This is a genomic window from Arthrobacter sp. NPDC055138 (assembly GCF_053607305.1).
Map to the genome: position 1 here is coordinate 867,229 of NZ_JBSGTH010000001.1, position 14,696 is coordinate 881,924.

Genomic DNA, 14,696 nt, shown 5'->3' on the forward strand with positions numbered 1-14,696 from the left:
CTGCCGGTTCCCTCTTCCGGGTCAGGGCTTGCGGGCCAGGATCTCGCCGTTGGGAATCAGGAACCAGGCGTCCGGGGCGTCCGCCCAGGCCCGCCAGCCCTGCGCGATCCGCTCCAGCCCGGCCTGGTCCAGCAGCCCGCGTGCCAGGGACTGTTCCGCGTAGGCCGAGTGCAGGACGCGCTCGGACCATACATCGCCCTGCCAGCGGCGCTGCTCTTCGGTGGCGTACAGCCAATTGGACGACGACGGCGTGATCTCGCGGAAGCCCGCGGCCTGCGCCCAGGAAATCAGGTGCCGGCCGGCGTCCGGCTCTGCGCGGTTGCCCCGGGCAATCTGCTGGTAGGTGTCCATCCAGTCGGTGAGCTCCGGCAGTTCGGGGTACCAGCTCATGCCGTGGAAATCGGCGTCCCGAACCGCCACGATGCCGCCGGGCTTGACCACCCGCCGCATCTCATACAGTGCGGCCACGGGATCCGTCAGGTGCTGCAGGACCTGGTGGGCGTGCACTACGTCGAACGTGTCGTCGTCGAACTCAAGGTCGTAGATGTTGCCGCTGACGAACGTGGCGTTCTCGATGCCGCGCAGCGCCGCGAGTTCGGCCGCCTGGGTCAGTACATCGTCGGACCGGTCCAGGCCGATAACCTGCCCGGGCGCCACCCGTTCTGCCAAATCAACGGTAATGCTGCCGGGGCCGCAGCCCACGTCCAGCAACATCATGCCGGGCTTGAGTTCGGGCAGAAGATAGGCTGCGCAGTCCTCTGCGGTGCGGATCGCATGGGCGTTGACCACGCTCTTGTGGTGGCCGTGGGAGTAGACCTCGTCCTTCATAGTGGGAGACTACTCTGCGCCCCTGCGGGCACGTAGCCGCCGTGCCGGAATGTTGCGCTATTGGTCGACGCCGGGGGGCCCGGTCGGCTCCCGGCCGCCGGCTGGGCCCGTGTTGTCGGCGGCTGGGGGACCGTCGCCGTCCGCGGTCCCGTCGCGGCCGGCGACCTCCACGCAGGCGGCCGATGTTGCAGTGATGATGTCGGCCAGGAAGCCCGCAAGCCGCTGGCGGTCCTCCGCCGGGTAGCCTTCCAGCACCTGGCCGATGTTTCGGGCCAGCGGGGCAAACATCGCGCCGCCGGTGGCGCGGGCCTTGTCCGTCAGCTCCAGATGCACCTTGCGGCGGTCAGTATCGCTGCGCGTCCGATTGACGTGCCCGGAGCGGTCCAGCCGGTCGACCAAGGCGGTGGTAGCGGGAGAACTGAGGTGGAGTTCGGTCCGCAGCAGGCCGGGAGTAACGGTCCGGCCGGCCGCGGCGGCCCGGACCATGGCCGCGAGGGCGTTGAGGTCGGTGCGGTGCAGGGCATCCCGTTCGCTGACCGCCTCAACGTAGCGCTCGCTTTCAACGACGAACTGCTGCAACAGCAGCATCAGCCGGTCCGCGCGTTGTTCCACGGGCACCCTCCCTTCGATCAATTCCATCAACAGGATAGTTCACTCAGGGTTTATCTCTAAGGTGGAACTACTCTATAGTGGAGTTTGTTTTCCGCCGCCTAGATTCCGAAGGATCGATCGCCATGGCCCGCTGGCTCAGAATGCTCCTCCCCGCCTTGGTGGTGGTCGCCTGGTTGGCTGCCGCCGGCCTCGGTGGGCCGACCTTCGGCAAGCTCTCCGACGTCTCCACCAACGACCAGGCCGGGTTCCTGCCGGCCAGCGCCGAGTCCACCAGCGCAGGCGAATGGCAGGAGCGCTTCCGCGACTCTGATGCGGTGCCGGCCATCGCCGTCGTCGAATTCGACGAGCCGATCCAGCCGCAGCAGCTGGCGGACTATGCCCCGCTGGCCGGGCAGTTGGCGGAGGCGGCCGGGCTGGAGCGCGGCGGTGCGAATCAGGTGGTGGGGCCGATCCCGTCCGAGGACTTCCAGGCGGTGCAGTTCATTGTCCCGGTGCAGGAGGACCTGGATGCCGGCGAAGTGGTCACCGACCTGCGCGCGGTGCTGGCGGCCGAGCTTCCGGAATCCGCCACCGGCTATGTGACCGGCCCGGCCGGATTTATCGCCGATCTGGTGGAGGCCTTCGGCGGCATCGACGGATTGCTGCTGGGCGTGGCGCTGGGTGCCGTGTTCGTGATCCTGTTGCTGGTCTACCGTGCCCTCCTGCTGCCGTTCCTGGTGCTGCTGACCTCCGTGTTCGCGCTCTGTGCGGCCATCCTGGTGGTGTACTGGTTTGCCCTGCAGGGTTGGATCCAGCTCAGCGGCCAGAGCCAAGGCATCCTGTCCATCCTGGTGATCGGCGCCGCCACCGACTACGCGTTGCTGCTGACGGCCCGATACCGCGAAGCGCTGGGGGAACAGGAGTCGAAGTGGGCAGCGATGAAGACCGCCTACCGGGGCGCGGTCGAACCGATTGCCGCTTCCGGAGCCACCGTGATCCTGGCGCTGCTGTGCCTGCTGTTCTCCGACCTGAACTCCAACCGAAGCCTGGGGCCGATCGCCGCCATCGGCATTGTGTTCGCGGTGCTGGCGGCGCTGACGTTCCTCCCTGCGGTCCTGCTGTTGACCGGCCGCAGCGCCTTTTGGCCCATCGTGCCCCGCCCGGGGCACCACGCCCACGTGGCCCGGTCCGAAAACGTGGTGGCCGGCACCGAGGGCATGCGCGGGTTGTGGCTCCGGGTGGCCAACCTGGTGGCCCGCAGGCCCCGGGCCACCTGGATGGTTTCGGTGCTGCTGTTGGTCGCCGGGGCGATGGGTGTGCTGCAACTGCAGGCCCACGGTGTCCCGCAGTCGGAGCTGGTCCTGGTGAAGACGGATTCAGCGGACGGGCAGGACGCCCTGGTCCGGCATTTCGACGCCGGCGCCGGCAGCCCGGCAGTCGTCGTCGCCGACAGCGGCAAGCGGGACCAGGTGCTGGAGGTGGTCCGCGGCGAGGACGGGGTCGCCTCCGCCGAGTTCTTCACCCGTGACGACCAGGTGGTGGAGCTTGACGGCCGGGTGATGATCAATGCGACGCTGGAGGATGTGCCGGACTCCGACGCGGCCGAGGCCACTGTTGCCGACCTGCGCACCGCGCTGGACGTGGCCGATCCGCAGGCCTTGGTCGGCGGCGTCACGGCGGTCGCGCTGGACACGAACGTCACGGCTCAGGCCGACCTGCTGAAGATCACCCCGATGGTGCTCGGCGTCATCCTGCTCATCCTGATCTTGCTGCTGCGCTCCATCTTGGCGCCGGTGCTGCTGATCCTGTCCGTGGCGCTGTCCTACCTGACTGCGCTGGGCGTCTCCGCGCTGGTCTTCAACCATGTCTTCGGGTTCCCAGGCGCGGATGCCACGGTGCCGCTGTACGGCTTCGTCTTCCTGGTGGCGCTGGGGATCGACTACAACATCTTCCTGATGACCCGCGTGCGGGAAGAATCGCTCCGGCTGGGCACCCGGCCAGGCATCCTGCGCGGCCTCGGCTCCACGGGTGGCGTGATTACCTCGGCCGGCGTGGTGCTGGCTGCTACCTTTGCCGCCCTCGGCGTCATCCCGATTCTGTTCCTGGGCCAGCTCGCGTTCATCGTGGCCTTCGGCGTCCTGCTGGACACGGTGCTGGTTCGCTCGCTGCTGATCCCGGCGCTGTCGTACGACATTGGGCCGAACATTTGGTGGCCGTCCAAGCTCGCCCGGAAAGAGTCGCGGGAGCGCGAACTGGTGGGAGCGGGCAGCGGACACACCGCGGACTGAGACCGGCGCGGCGGCGGGCCGCTGATCCACGGCGGGGGCGAGGGGAACCACCAGCGCCCCCGCCGTCGTCGTCCCACGTCGAATCCGCAAAGTTGAGCGAGATGCGCTCAACTTGGTTGACAAAGCCATGGGTGCGAGTAAACTTGAGTGCAGAAGGCTCAACAGCCGCCGTTCCCCGGCGGCAGCCGTCGGTTCAGCCCCGACGGCCGGGCCGCCACAGTGAACAAGGCCGCCGCAGCGGCCGCAAAGGAAGGACACGCGTATGTCTCGTGCAGTAGGTATCGACCTCGGAACCACCAACTCCGTTGTTTCTGTTCTGGAAGGTGGCGAACCCACCGTCATTGCCAACGCCGAGGGTGGCCGCACCACTCCGTCCGTTGTCGCTTTTTCCAAGTCCGGCGAGGTGCTGGTTGGCGAGATCGCCAAGCGCCAGGCCGTGAACAACATTGAGCGCACCATCTCCTCGGTCAAGCGCCACATGGGCACCGACTGGAAGGTGGAGATCGACGGCAAGAACTACACCGCTCAGGAAATCTCCGCCCGTGTGCTGCAGAAGCTCAAGCACGACGCCGAGTCCTACCTGGGTGAGAAGGTCACCGACGCGGTGATCACCGTGCCGGCGTACTTCAACGACGCCGAGCGCCAGTCCACCAAGGAAGCCGGCGAAATTGCCGGCCTGAACGTCCTGCGCATTGTCAACGAGCCGACCGCCGCCGCGCTGGCCTACGGTCTGGACAAGGGCAAGGAAGACGAACTCATCCTGGTCTTCGACCTCGGCGGCGGCACCTTCGATGTGTCCCTGCTGGAAGTCGGCAAGGACGAGGACGACTTCTCCACCATCCAGGTCCGCGCCACCTCGGGCGACAACCGCCTCGGCGGCGACGACTGGGACCAGCGCGTAGTGGACTTCCTGCTGCAGCAGGCCAAGGCCAAGGGTGCAGACCTGTCCAAGGACAAGATCGCCTTGCAGCGCCTGAAGGAGGCAGCCGAGCAGGCCAAGAAGGAACTCTCCTCGGCCTCCTCCACCAACATCTCGCTGCAGTACCTCTCGGTCACCCCGGAGGGCCCGGTGCACCTGGACGAGCACCTCAGCCGTGCGAAGTTCCAGGACCTGACCAAGGACCTGCTGGACCGGACCAAGAAGCCTTTCCACGACGTGATCAAGGAAGCCGGCATCAAGGTTTCCGACATCGACCACATCGTCCTGGTGGGCGGCTCCACCCGCATGCCGGCCGTGGTTGACCTGGTCAAGGAAATGGCCGGCGGCAAGGAGCCGAACAAGGGCGTGAACCCGGACGAGGTCGTGGCCGTGGGTGCAGCCCTCCAGGCCGGCGTCCTGAAGGGCGAGCGCAAGGACGTGCTGCTGATCGACGTCACCCCGCTGTCGCTGGGCATCGAGACCAAGGGCGGCATCATGACGCACCTGATCGAGCGCAACACGGCGATCCCGACCAAGCGGTCCGAGACCTTCACGACGGCGGACGACAACCAGCCGTCCGTGGCCATCCAGGTCTTCCAGGGCGAGCGCGAGTTCACCCGCGACAACAAGCCGCTGGGCACCTTCGAGCTGACCGGCATCGCCCCGGCTCCGCGCGGAGTGCCTCAGGTCGAGGTCACCTTCGACATCGACGCCAACGGCATTGTGCACGTCTCCGCCAAGGACAAGGGCACCGGGGCCGAGCAGTCGATGACCATCACCGGCGGCACCGCGCTGTCCAAGGACGACATCGACCGCATGGTCCGCGAAGCTGAAGAGCACGCCGCCGAAGACAAGAAGCGCCGCGAGGCCGCCGACGTCCGCAACTCGGCCGAGCAGTTGGCCTACTCCGTTGACAAGCTGCTCGCCGACAACGACGACAAGCTGCCGGAAGAGGTCAAGACCGAGGTCAAGGCCGACGTCGACGCCCTGAAGTCCGCCCTGGAAAAGCAGGACAACGACGACGAGGTCAAGGCCGCGTTCGAGAAGCTGCAGACATCCCAGACCAAGCTGGGCGAGGCCATCTACTCGCAGGCCCAGTCGGGCGCAGCCGGTGCCGACGGGGCTCCCGCCGGTGAGGGTGCCTCCGAGGCCGGCGCCGACGAGGACATCGTGGACGCCGAAGTGGTCGACGAAGAAGACGAGAAGAAGTAACCATGGCGGAAAACGGTAACGAAGAAGAACGCCAGTCTGAGCCGGTGAACTTCCGGGACAACCGCAAGGTCGATCCGGAGACCGGAAAGGTCCGCGGACCGGCTGCCGATGCCGGCAACGGCAATCCGGACCCGGCTGCCGGAGAGACTCCCGCAGCCGGTCAGGGTGCGGACGCGGATGCGCTGGCCCAGGCGGAGGAGATCCTCAACGGGGCCGAGGTCCCGGCGGGGGAATCCGTCGCCCAGGGCACCACGTCGCAGGAAGCCGAGGAGCTCAAGAACGACCTGCTCCGGCTGCAAGCCGAGTACGTGAACTACCGCAAGCGGGTGGAACGCGACCGTGCGGTGGCCGGCGAAATGGCTGTCATCGGGGTGCTGAACTCGCTGCTTCCGGTCCTGGATGACATCGATGCGGCACGCCAGCACGGCGACCTCGCCGACGGCCCGTTCGCGGCCATTGCCACCAAGCTGGACGGCGTGCTCAAGACCTACGGCCTGACCCGTATCGAGGAGACCGGTGTGGAGTTCGACCCGAACATCCACGAGGCCTTGATGCAGCAGCCCGACGCAGAGGTGGAAGTGGACTCGGTCAGCCAGATCCTGCGCCTGGGCTACAAGTCGGGCGACCGCGTGCTGCGCGCCGCCCAGGTAGTAGTGGCTGTACCGGCTGAATGACGCCCGCCAGGGTGCCATGACGCTACAGAACAGATGACGGGTTGGTTTCCGGTCCGCCGGAGGCCAACCCGTCATCGTCCGGGCCGGAAGGCCCATAGACTTTTGTGAAACTGAAAGGAGGCGCCTGCATGGCTAGCCAGGACTGGGTCGAGAAAGACTTCTACAAGATCCTCGGTGTCTCCAAAGATGCGTCCGACGCCGACATCAAGAAGGCGTACCGCAAACTCGCCCGGACGCACCATCCGGACACCAACTCGGGCGACGCCGCGTCGGAGAAGAAGTTCAAGGACGTCTCCGAGGCATACTCCGTGCTGTCCGACCCGGAGGAACGCGAACAATACGACGCGATCCGGGCGATGGGCAGCGGCGCCCGCTTCAGCGCCGGAGGCCCGGGCGGAGCCGGCGGGCCGGGCGCCGGCGGCTTCGAGGACATTTTCGGCAACCTGTTCGGCCAAGGCGCCCGCACCCGCACCAGCTCCCCGGGCAACGTTCCGCCGGAGTTCGCAGACCTGTTCGGCGGTTTCGGCGGCTACCAGCAGCAGGCGCCGCGCAAGGGTGCGGACCGCACCGCGAGCACCAGCATTTCCTTTGCCGGTTCCATCAACGGCACCACCATCGGATTGCGCGAGCCCAGCGGCGAAGCCATCGACGTGCGGATCCCCGCCGGCATTAAGGATGGGCAGAAGGTCCGCGTCCGCGGCAAGGGCCAGCCGGGTCCGGCCGGTGCAGGCGACCTGATGGTGACCGTCAACGTCAAGCCACACGCCTTTTTCCAGCGCGACGGCGACAACATCCGGATCCACGTCCCGGTGACCTTCCCGGAGGCCGCGCTGGGGGCTCAGATCGAAGTGCCCACGCTGGCCGGTGAATTCGTCAAGGTCAAGGTCCCGGCCGGAACGCCGTCCGGTCGGACGCTGCGCGTGAAGGGGCGCGGAGTGAAGACCGCAAAGAACACCGGCGACTTGCTGGTCACCATCGACGTGGTGGTTCCGCAGAATCTTGGCAAGGAGGCCGAAGACGCGGTCAACGCCTTCGCGGCGGCGACCGCCGGTTCCGATCCGCGCGGCAACCTTGCCGCGAAGGCACGGTTGTAGCGGGTCGGAGTTCTAGCAGACCGGAAGGGCCGGGCGGCTAACGCGCAGAGCGCAGGAGGGAGAGCACCGTGGGTATAGATATGAATGCGCCGATTTTCGTGATTTCGGTGGCCGCCGAACTGGCCGACATGCACCCGCAGACCCTGCGCCAGTACGACCGCCTCGGCCTTGTCTCCCCATCGCGCCAGCGGGGCAGGCAGCGCCGCTACTCACAGCAGGATGTGAACACGCTGCGCGAAGTTCAGCGGCTGTCCCAGGAAGGCGTCTCGCTGGAAGGGATCAAGCGGATCCTCCAGCTTCAGAACGAGGTCGCAGCCCTGCGGGCCCAGGTCCAGGACCTGTCCGAGGAGCTGATGGCCAGGCAGCGCCGCACCGACTCCAGCCGCGTGTTCGCCGCGGGGCTGGCCGGCGACGTGGTCAGTCTGGTCCGCGGCCAGCGGCCTCGTCCGCGCAGCCAGGCGATGGTGGTTTGGCGCCCGCAGCGCTGATCCGCTCGCGGGCGGCCGCCCGTCGCGCCAGTTCCATGGCTCCGGCAATCCGGGCGGCCAGCGCCCCGCCCACCCCCGGGACGGCCAGCAGATCCTCGACCGAGGCCTGCCGCAGCCCGGCTGGACCTCCCAGTTTCTTCAGGACCACGTGCGCCAGTTCGATGCTGCTGGCCGTCCGCGATCCGGAGCCGACCACCAGCGCCATGACTTCGGCGTCGCGCAGTCGGCGCATTCCGAATCGGGCAAGGCGCTCGCGCGGCCGGTCTTCTTCGGGCATCTCGGCAATGCTGGTATGGCTGTTCATGGCTTCACGGTAAGACCGCGGCCGCCCTGCCAACCGGCCCGCGCCTGGTGAATGTGCACATCCGTTTCCCGATCCGCGCCTGTGGAGGCAGACTGCCCCGGCTGGGCCTGCCCCGGCACGGAGCGGGGAGCGCAGGCGGACGGGCCGAGGGAAGGGAACCCACAGCTACCCTGCCCCAAACCGGGCAGCTGCGGGCGGATGGTGGCGCGGATTACTTGATCATGTCTCCGTTGGGGGCAACCACGTACCAGACCTCGTTGACGTCCTGTCCGGTGGTGTCGCCGGGGGCGTTGTCCTGGGCCCAGTAGTAGATGGGCATGCCGTTGAGGGTGACTTGGTGCTTCCCGTCGGGAGTGTCGATAAGCCCCACTTTGGCGGTAACCCCGTCGAGTTTCGGCGCTGTCTCGGCCAGCACCGGCGGCCACGCTGCCAAGCAATCGCCAGTGCAAGCGCTCTTGCCCGAGTCGGGAACGTCTTTGGTGAAGTAGTAGACGGTCATGCCGGCCCCGTCCACGACGATTTTGCCGAGGTTGGTGTCCGAGGTGGCCAGCGTGTCGGTAGTGCCGGCCATTTCGCCGCCGGACTGCCCGCCCTCCGACATCTGGGGTGCCGACGATTCTGTGGCCATTCCGGATTCGCTCGCCGGCGGCGCTTGTGTCGTGGCGGGCGCCTGCGTGCCGGAGCCGCCGCCGCAACCGGCCAGGACCAGCATGCCAGCGACCAGCAGGGCGGCCCGGGCTGTCTGTGTGATTTTCATGTGGGTTCCTTTGCCGTCTCCCGGGTGCTGCCCGGGGTGCGGTGCCGCGGGGCGCGACCCGCTATTGGAAAAGACGGCGCAGGCGCCCACAATGGTTCAACGCCGCGCAAATGAGATTTTTGGCGCGGGAGATTGTGGGCGCGGCTGAACCGGAAGGCCGCCGCCGTCGTCGTACTGGGTAGAAGGGCCCGGACGGCACCGGCGACGCCGGTGACCGACAGGGCGGGTTCCCGGCAGGGGAGGAGGCGGCCGTGTCACTCGATGACGAGGCTGTGGCCCGCCTCTACCGCGAGCATGCTCCGGCACTGCGGCGGTTCGTGCGCGCCGCCACCTCCAACGCGGACCAAGTGGAGGACGTTGTCCAGGAAACGATCCTGCGGGTGTGGAAGCGCGGCCCGGAAACGGAGAACATGCGCGGCTACCTCTACCAGACTGCCCGGCGCGTCATCATCGACGGATACCGGCGCCGCAGCCGGCGGCCGGAGGAGACCGGTTGGGGCGAGGACGAGCCCGCCGTTGAAGAAGACCAGTTTGATCGGCTCTTGCTGCGCGTAGTCATGGAGGAAGCCCTGGCACGAATAAGTACGGACCACCGCAACATCATTTTGGCCCTGCACTACCAGCGGCTCACCGCTGCCGAGGCCGCTCAGTCGCTGGGCATTCCGCTGGGCACCGTGAAGTCGCGGGCGTTTTACGCGGCGAAGGCCCTGCGGTCGGTACTGGATGAGATGGGGGTGGGTCAGCCGTGAACACCAGCGAGGAACAGCACCAACTGCTCGGTCTCTATATCCTGGGCGGGCTGGACCGTCATGAGCGGGCGGCGTTCGAAGAGCATCTGGCGGACTGCCTGGAGTGCCGGCGTGACGCCGCCGAACTGGACTCGCTGCCGGATCTGCTGGATGCGCTGCCGCGCGACGCGGCGCTGGAACTGGAGTCCCCGCCGCCGCACGAACTCGAGGAACGCACCCGCGAACTCGTCGATGAACTGGCCCTGCGGCGCCGGAAGGAACGACGCCGGTGGACCGGGCTGGTGGCTGCAGTGGCGGGGGTGTGCCTGGTGGCCGGGGCATCGGTCGGGCCGCTGCTGGCCCAGCAGCAGCAGGCGCCGTCGGATACTTACACCATGACTGCCGACGGCGGCCTGCAGGTTGAGCTGGCCCTGGTGCCCAAGACCTGGGGAACGGAGATGGACGTGGCCGGGGAGAAGCTGCCCCAGGACGGCATCCTGACCCTGTGGGTAACCGGCAAATCCGGGTACACCTACCAAGTGGCTTCCTGGCAGGCCACACCGGCCGGCCGGGCCACCCTCACCGCATCCTGCGCCATGGACACCGAAGAGATCGCCATGGTGGAACTGCGCAACGACGCGGATGCCACGCTGGCGGCAGTGACCACCAACTGAGTCCGTTCTTTGCCGGAACGGACTCAGTTCCTGCGGTAGGCCAGGTCGAAGATCATCCGTCCCGCGTCGTGCGCCTTCTGCTCGAAGCTGGTCATGGTCCGGCCGTCGAAGCGGGGTGCCCAGCCGCCCAGCTCGTCCATTCCTTCACCGGTGCTGGCGTTGCCGGTGCTGACCGGGACCTTGCCCTCGCGGACCGGCGCGCCGCCGACGACCCCTTCGACACCGCTCTCCCAGACCTGGGTCAACGGGCTGTCGGCGCCGGTGCGCTCGCCGGCGTGCAGATTGCTGAAGTCCGGCGAGGCATCCACGACCCGGCGCATCTGCATGGCGTAGTCGGACCAGTCAGTGGCCAGCCGCCAGACCCCGCCGGGCTGCAGCACGCGCGCCGCGAGCTCCACGAAGCTTTCCTGCACCAGCCGGCGCTTGTGGTGGCGGGTCTTGTGCCACGGGTCGGGGAAAAAGACCCAGAGTTCAGACAGCGAAGACTCCGGCAGCATGGTGGCCAGGGCATCCGGTGCGTTGACCTGGGCGACGCGGACGTTGGCCAGGTCCCGCTGGCCGATCCGCAGCAGGGTCTGCGCCAGTCCGGGACGGTAGACCTCCAGGGCCAGGAAGTCCCGTTCCGGAGACTGCTCGGCGGCGTGGCAAACGGCCTCGCCCAGGCCGGAACCGATCTCCACCACCAGCGGGGCGGTGCGCCCGAAGGCAGCCGCCGCATCGAAGACGTAGTCCGGGTCCACGGTGGTGTCGCCGCCGTCCCGGGGGAGGTCGACGGCGAACCTCGGGGCGTAGTCGTCCCAGGCCTGCTGGCGGCGGCCCTGCAGCCGCGAGCCGCGGCGCACAAAGCTGACCGGCTGGGCCAGGTGGACGGGCGGCGCGAGGCGCGCACCGTCGTCGTACGCGGAAGAATCAGGGGTGGGGGAGTTGCTGGTCATCCCTACCAGCGTATCGCCAGTGCGGGTGCGGCCCGGCCGTGCTGTTAGACTGGGGGTACTCGAAAACGCAATTGACGCGTTTTCCTGCGTCGATGAACGCTTTCATTTGCACCGCCGCTTTTCCGTCTGATGACGTGACCGGGCTGATCCGGGGCGGTTGGCACTGTCTGATTTTTCTTCGGCGACCCTGGGCTGACCTGCCGCGGGGACACTGACCGGAAGATATTCGCACTTTATTATGACTACTTTTGCTGCCCTTGGCGTGCCCAAGCCCCTCGCTTCGAAGCTCGCCGCCGATGGCATTGAAGCCCCCTTCCCGATCCAGACCGAGACGCTGCCCGATACGCTGGCCGGTCGCGACGTGCTGGGCCGCGGCCGCACCGGTTCCGGCAAGACCCTGGCCTTCGCGCTGCCGCTGGTGGCCCGGTTGGCCGAGCGCGAAGCCGCCCATTTCCGCAAGCCGGGACGCCCGCTGGGCCTGGTGCTGGCGCCGACCCGCGAGCTGGCCACGCAGCTGAACAACACCATCGAGCCGCTGGCCACCGAGCTGGGCCTGAACACCACCGTGATCTACGGCGGTGTTTCGCAGCAGCGCCAGGAAAAGGCGCTGCGCGCCGGCGTCGACATTGTGATTGCCTGCCCCGGCCGGCTTGAAGATTTGATGAAGCAGAAGATCATCACGCTGGAGTCGGTGGAAATCACCGTCCTGGACGAGGCCGACCATATGGCCGACCTGGGCTTCCTGCCGGTAGTGAAGAAGCTGCTGGACACCACGCCCACCGGCGGCCAGCGTATGCTGTTCTCCGCCACGCTGGACAACGGCGTGGACAAGCTGGTGCAGCGATACCTGTCCAGCCCGCTGACCCACTCCGTGGACGACCCGCAGGCCGCGGTCACCACGATGGAACACCACGTGCTGGTGACCCGCGACGCTTCGGAAAAAAAGCAGGTGCTCAACAAGCTCGCCGCCGGCACCGGCCGCCGCGTGCTGTTCACCCGCACCAAGCACCACGCCCGCAAGCTGGCCAAGGCCCTCACGGCTGCCGGCATTCCGGCAGTGGACCTGCACGGCAACCTGTCGCAGAACGCCCGTGACCGCAACCTGGCCGAGTTCTCCAGCGGCGACGTGCGCGTTCTGGTGGCCACCGATGTGGCGGCCCGAGGCGTGCACGTGGACGAGGTGGAACTGGTGATCCACGTGGACCCGCCCACCGAGCACAAGGCGTACCTGCACCGCTCCGGCCGTACCGCCCGCGCCGGTTCCGACGGCACCGTGGTGACCTTGGCGCTGCCGGAACAGCGTCTCGAAGTCGGCAAGCTGATGAAGGCCGCCGGAGTGGACGTGGCCTTTGAAAGCGTCACCGCCTCCTCGGAGCTGTTGGCGAACCTGGTGGGCGAGGTCGCGGCACCGGTGGATCCGCAGCTGCGGGCCCAGCAGCAGGCATCGAAGCAGCCCCAGCGCGGCGGCGGTACCTCTACCGGCGCCAACGCCCAGCGCAAGCGGGCGCTGCGAACCGGCAGCGGCCGCAGCGGCGGAGGCTCCCGCAGTGGTGGCGGAGCCCGCAGCGGCGAAGCCCGCCAGCAGGCCGGTGCCGCCCGTGGCGGTCGGTCCGAGGGCGGCCAGCGCCAGTCCTCACGCGGCGAGAATCGCGGCGGCCGCTCGCAGGACGTTGCCGCCCCCAGCCATGGCAGCCACCGCAGCGCCGCCGGCAACTCGGCTTCCGGCGGACGCCAGGGCCAGGCCGCAGCCGCAGGAGGCAGCCGCGCCGGCTCGGGCGCACGCTCCGGCGCTGGCCGCACCGGCGGCGCCCAGCGCTCCGCCGGCGGTTCGCAGCGTGCTGCCGGCGGCACCCGTGCGGTGTACCGCTCCGAAACACCGGCCGCCGAGCGTCCGGCGCGGCGTGGACCGCGCCGCGCAACGGCTCCGGCGTCGCAGGAGAAGCGCCGCACCAGCTAGCCAAGCCGGGGCCCGGCTCCGGACCCATCTGCACTGACGAAGGCCGCAGGGCCGACCTTCCAGCTGGACGGGCCGCTCCGCGGCCTTCGTCGTGCTCCGGCGCGGGCCGGGGGCACGGGCTTGGCCGCCGGAACCAAGGTTCAGGGGCAGCTCAGGGGCGTCCCGCATGGCGGCCGGCTGCGCCAGCGGTCAGAATGGTGGGATGAAGGCCCTTCTGAACATTATCTGGCTGCTCTTCGGCGGCATCTGGCTGGCCTTGGGATACTTCCTCGCCGGCATCGTCTGCTGCCTGCTGATCGTGACCATCCCGTTCGGCATCGCGTCGTTCCGGATTGCGGGCTACGCGTTGTGGCCGTTCGGGCGCATGGTGGTGGACCGAGGCGGACGCACCTACTTCCTGTCCACGCTGGGAAACATCATCTGGATCCTGGTTGCCGGCATCTGGATAGCGATCGGGCACGTGTTGACCGCCATTGCGCAGGCCATCACCATCATCGGCATACCGCTGGCGATTGCGAACCTGAAAATGATTCCGGTGTCCCTTACGCCGCTGGGCAAGGAGATTGTCTCCACCGACCGGACATTCCGCGGTTTCATTGCCGGCTATCAGCCGGGCACCGCCAACTGGCGCTGAGCGCCGCGGCCGGCCCGCGCTCAAGTAACCCCCGGCCTGCCCGGCGGCGCCCTACTCGATTCGGAGCCGGTGGCTGTCGCTGAGCCCCGGGCCGCGGCGGGCCGATGCCGGCACCACAAACCGCCGTCCGGTCACCACGGAGGGGACGATGCGGACGAAATTGTTCTTCTCGCCGGACTGCCACGGGAACAGCGGCAGCAGGGCCGATTCCAGCACGTCGTCGATGCTGGTCATCCGCTGGGCGCTGCCCCGCGCCACCACGCTCCAGGCGACGCTGGTGTCCGGGTTGAAACCGTCCACTTCCATCACCACCTCGTTCGCCAGGGCGGCGTCGAGCTTGGTTCCCGGGGCGGATCGGAACACAATGCTTCCGTGGTCCACTACGTAATTGACAGGGAAGATCTCCGGGTGGGACTCGACAATGACTCCGAGCCGGCCGAAGTCGGCGCTGCGGAACAATTTCCAGCAATCGTCCGCCGGCAACTGGGTGGTTGATGACGGCATTTCGTTCGCGGTGGTCATGGCATCAGTGTATTGGTCCCCGGCTGCCCGGGACAGGGCCCGGGGCGCCACCGTCGGTAGGCGCCCAGCAGCGGGAACGTGCAGGGAATTT

At 67.9% G+C, this 14,696-nt stretch carries 15 protein-coding genes; 9 read left to right on the plus strand and 6 right to left on the minus strand.

Annotated elements, in window-relative coordinates:
- Positions 1–21: 21 nt before the first annotated feature.
- Both ACWF5H_RS04180 and ACWF5H_RS04185 read right to left on the minus strand, forming a co-directional pair.
- Complete coding sequence (locus ACWF5H_RS04180; protein WP_452035038.1) at positions 22–828, minus strand: class I SAM-dependent methyltransferase; 807 nt, start codon at positions 826–828, stop codon at positions 22–24.
- Positions 829–885: 57 nt separating this feature from the next.
- Positions 886–1,467, minus strand: a complete 582-nt coding sequence (locus ACWF5H_RS04185) for a MarR family winged helix-turn-helix transcriptional regulator (RefSeq protein WP_452035039.1) — start codon at positions 1,465–1,467, stop codon at positions 886–888.
- 95 nt (positions 1,468–1,562) lie between these two features.
- Here ACWF5H_RS04185 and ACWF5H_RS04190 point away from each other — a divergent pair, with 95 nt between their 5' ends.
- The 5 genes from ACWF5H_RS04190 (at position 1,563) to ACWF5H_RS04210 (ending at position 8,094) form a co-directional block, all read left to right on the plus strand.
- On the plus strand, positions 1,563–3,707 hold the full coding sequence (locus tag ACWF5H_RS04190) for an MMPL family transporter (RefSeq protein ID WP_452035040.1): 2,145 nt from the start codon (positions 1,563–1,565) through the stop codon (positions 3,705–3,707).
- A 262-nt stretch (positions 3,708–3,969) separates the two neighbouring features.
- Positions 3,970–5,838 carry a molecular chaperone DnaK gene (dnaK, locus tag ACWF5H_RS04195; RefSeq protein WP_364643614.1) on the plus strand — a complete coding sequence of 623 codons (1,869 nt, stop codon included), beginning with the start codon at positions 3,970–3,972 and terminating at the stop codon, positions 5,836–5,838.
- Between the two features lie 2 nt (positions 5,839–5,840).
- Positions 5,841–6,512 (plus strand): nucleotide exchange factor GrpE, encoded by a 672-nt coding sequence (locus ACWF5H_RS04200; protein ID WP_452035041.1) that lies wholly within the window; start codon positions 5,841–5,843, stop codon positions 6,510–6,512.
- 128 nt (positions 6,513–6,640) lie between these two features.
- A complete protein-coding gene (locus tag ACWF5H_RS04205) occupies positions 6,641–7,606 on the plus strand; it encodes a DnaJ C-terminal domain-containing protein (protein WP_452035042.1) in 966 nt (321 codons plus the stop codon).
- 80 nt (positions 7,607–7,686) lie between these two features.
- Complete coding sequence (locus tag ACWF5H_RS04210) at positions 7,687–8,094, plus strand: heat shock protein transcriptional repressor HspR (protein WP_452035352.1); 408 nt, start codon at positions 7,687–7,689, stop codon at positions 8,092–8,094.
- On the opposite strand, the gene ACWF5H_RS04215 is transcribed toward ACWF5H_RS04210, so the two are convergent.
- Both ACWF5H_RS04215 and ACWF5H_RS04220 read right to left on the minus strand, forming a co-directional pair.
- Positions 8,024–8,398, minus strand: a complete 375-nt coding sequence (locus ACWF5H_RS04215) for a UPF0758 domain-containing protein (RefSeq protein ID WP_452035044.1) — start codon at positions 8,396–8,398, stop codon at positions 8,024–8,026. The two genes, ACWF5H_RS04210 and ACWF5H_RS04215, sit on opposite strands and share 71 nt — an antisense overlap.
- A 211-nt stretch (positions 8,399–8,609) precedes the next feature.
- On the minus strand, positions 8,610–9,155 hold the full coding sequence (locus ACWF5H_RS04220) for a hypothetical protein (protein ID WP_452035046.1): 546 nt from the start codon (positions 9,153–9,155) through the stop codon (positions 8,610–8,612).
- 251 nt (positions 9,156–9,406) lie between these two features.
- On the opposite strand from ACWF5H_RS04220, the gene ACWF5H_RS04225 reads away from it, so the two are divergent.
- A complete protein-coding gene (locus ACWF5H_RS04225) occupies positions 9,407–9,904 on the plus strand; it encodes a sigma-70 family RNA polymerase sigma factor (RefSeq protein ID WP_364643632.1) in 498 nt (165 codons plus the stop codon).
- The gene (locus tag ACWF5H_RS04230) at positions 9,901–10,557 is read left to right on the plus strand and encodes an anti-sigma factor family protein (RefSeq protein ID WP_364643635.1); all 657 of its coding nucleotides are present in this window, start codon (positions 9,901–9,903) and stop codon (positions 10,555–10,557) included. Before ACWF5H_RS04225 ends, ACWF5H_RS04230 begins: the two co-directional genes overlap by 4 nt.
- 23 nt (positions 10,558–10,580) lie before the next feature.
- On the opposite strand, the gene trmB is transcribed toward ACWF5H_RS04230, so the two are convergent.
- Entirely contained in the window at positions 10,581–11,492 is a 912-nt protein-coding gene (gene trmB / locus ACWF5H_RS04235) for a tRNA (guanosine(46)-N7)-methyltransferase TrmB (RefSeq protein ID WP_452035048.1), read from the minus strand.
- A gap of 238 nt (positions 11,493–11,730) precedes the next feature.
- On the opposite strand from trmB, the gene ACWF5H_RS04240 reads away from it, so the two are divergent.
- Complete coding sequence (locus ACWF5H_RS04240) at positions 11,731–13,449, plus strand: DEAD/DEAH box helicase (protein ID WP_452035049.1); 1,719 nt, start codon at positions 11,731–11,733, stop codon at positions 13,447–13,449.
- A gap of 202 nt (positions 13,450–13,651) precedes the next feature.
- Positions 13,652–14,083 (plus strand): YccF domain-containing protein, encoded by a 432-nt coding sequence (locus tag ACWF5H_RS04245; protein ID WP_452035050.1) that lies wholly within the window; start codon positions 13,652–13,654, stop codon positions 14,081–14,083.
- 51 nt (positions 14,084–14,134) lie between these two features.
- On the opposite strand, the gene ACWF5H_RS04250 is transcribed toward ACWF5H_RS04245, so the two are convergent.
- The gene (locus tag ACWF5H_RS04250; protein ID WP_364643646.1) at positions 14,135–14,605 is read right to left on the minus strand and encodes a pyridoxamine 5'-phosphate oxidase family protein; all 471 of its coding nucleotides are present in this window, start codon (positions 14,603–14,605) and stop codon (positions 14,135–14,137) included.
- Positions 14,606–14,696 lie beyond the last annotated feature (91 nt).

Coding starts and splice junctions, on each gene's coding strand:
- ACWF5H_RS04180 (WP_452035038.1), bottom strand. CDS start 828: ATGAAGGACGAGGTCTACTCCCACGGCCACCACAAGAGCGTGGTCAAC.
- ACWF5H_RS04240 (WP_452035049.1), top strand. CDS start 11,731: ATGACTACTTTTGCTGCCCTTGGCGTGCCCAAGCCCCTCGCTTCGAAG.
- ACWF5H_RS04250 (WP_364643646.1), bottom strand. CDS start 14,605: ATGACCACCGCGAACGAAATGCCGTCATCAACCACCCAGTTGCCGGCG.
- ACWF5H_RS04205 (WP_452035042.1), top strand. CDS start 6,641: ATGGCTAGCCAGGACTGGGTCGAGAAAGACTTCTACAAGATCCTCGGT.
- ACWF5H_RS04245 (WP_452035050.1), top strand. CDS start 13,652: ATGAAGGCCCTTCTGAACATTATCTGGCTGCTCTTCGGCGGCATCTGG.
- ACWF5H_RS04200 (WP_452035041.1), top strand. CDS start 5,841: ATGGCGGAAAACGGTAACGAAGAAGAACGCCAGTCTGAGCCGGTGAAC.
- dnaK (WP_364643614.1), top strand. CDS start 3,970: ATGTCTCGTGCAGTAGGTATCGACCTCGGAACCACCAACTCCGTTGTT.
- ACWF5H_RS04215 (WP_452035044.1), bottom strand. CDS start 8,398: ATGAACAGCCATACCAGCATTGCCGAGATGCCCGAAGAAGACCGGCCG.
- ACWF5H_RS04190 (WP_452035040.1), top strand. CDS start 1,563: ATGGCCCGCTGGCTCAGAATGCTCCTCCCCGCCTTGGTGGTGGTCGCC.
- ACWF5H_RS04210 (WP_452035352.1), top strand. CDS start 7,687: ATGAATGCGCCGATTTTCGTGATTTCGGTGGCCGCCGAACTGGCCGAC.
- ACWF5H_RS04185 (WP_452035039.1), bottom strand. CDS start 1,467: ATGGAATTGATCGAAGGGAGGGTGCCCGTGGAACAACGCGCGGACCGG.
- ACWF5H_RS04220 (WP_452035046.1), bottom strand. CDS start 9,155: ATGAAAATCACACAGACAGCCCGGGCCGCCCTGCTGGTCGCTGGCATG.
- trmB (WP_452035048.1), bottom strand. CDS start 11,492: ATGACCAGCAACTCCCCCACCCCTGATTCTTCCGCGTACGACGACGGT.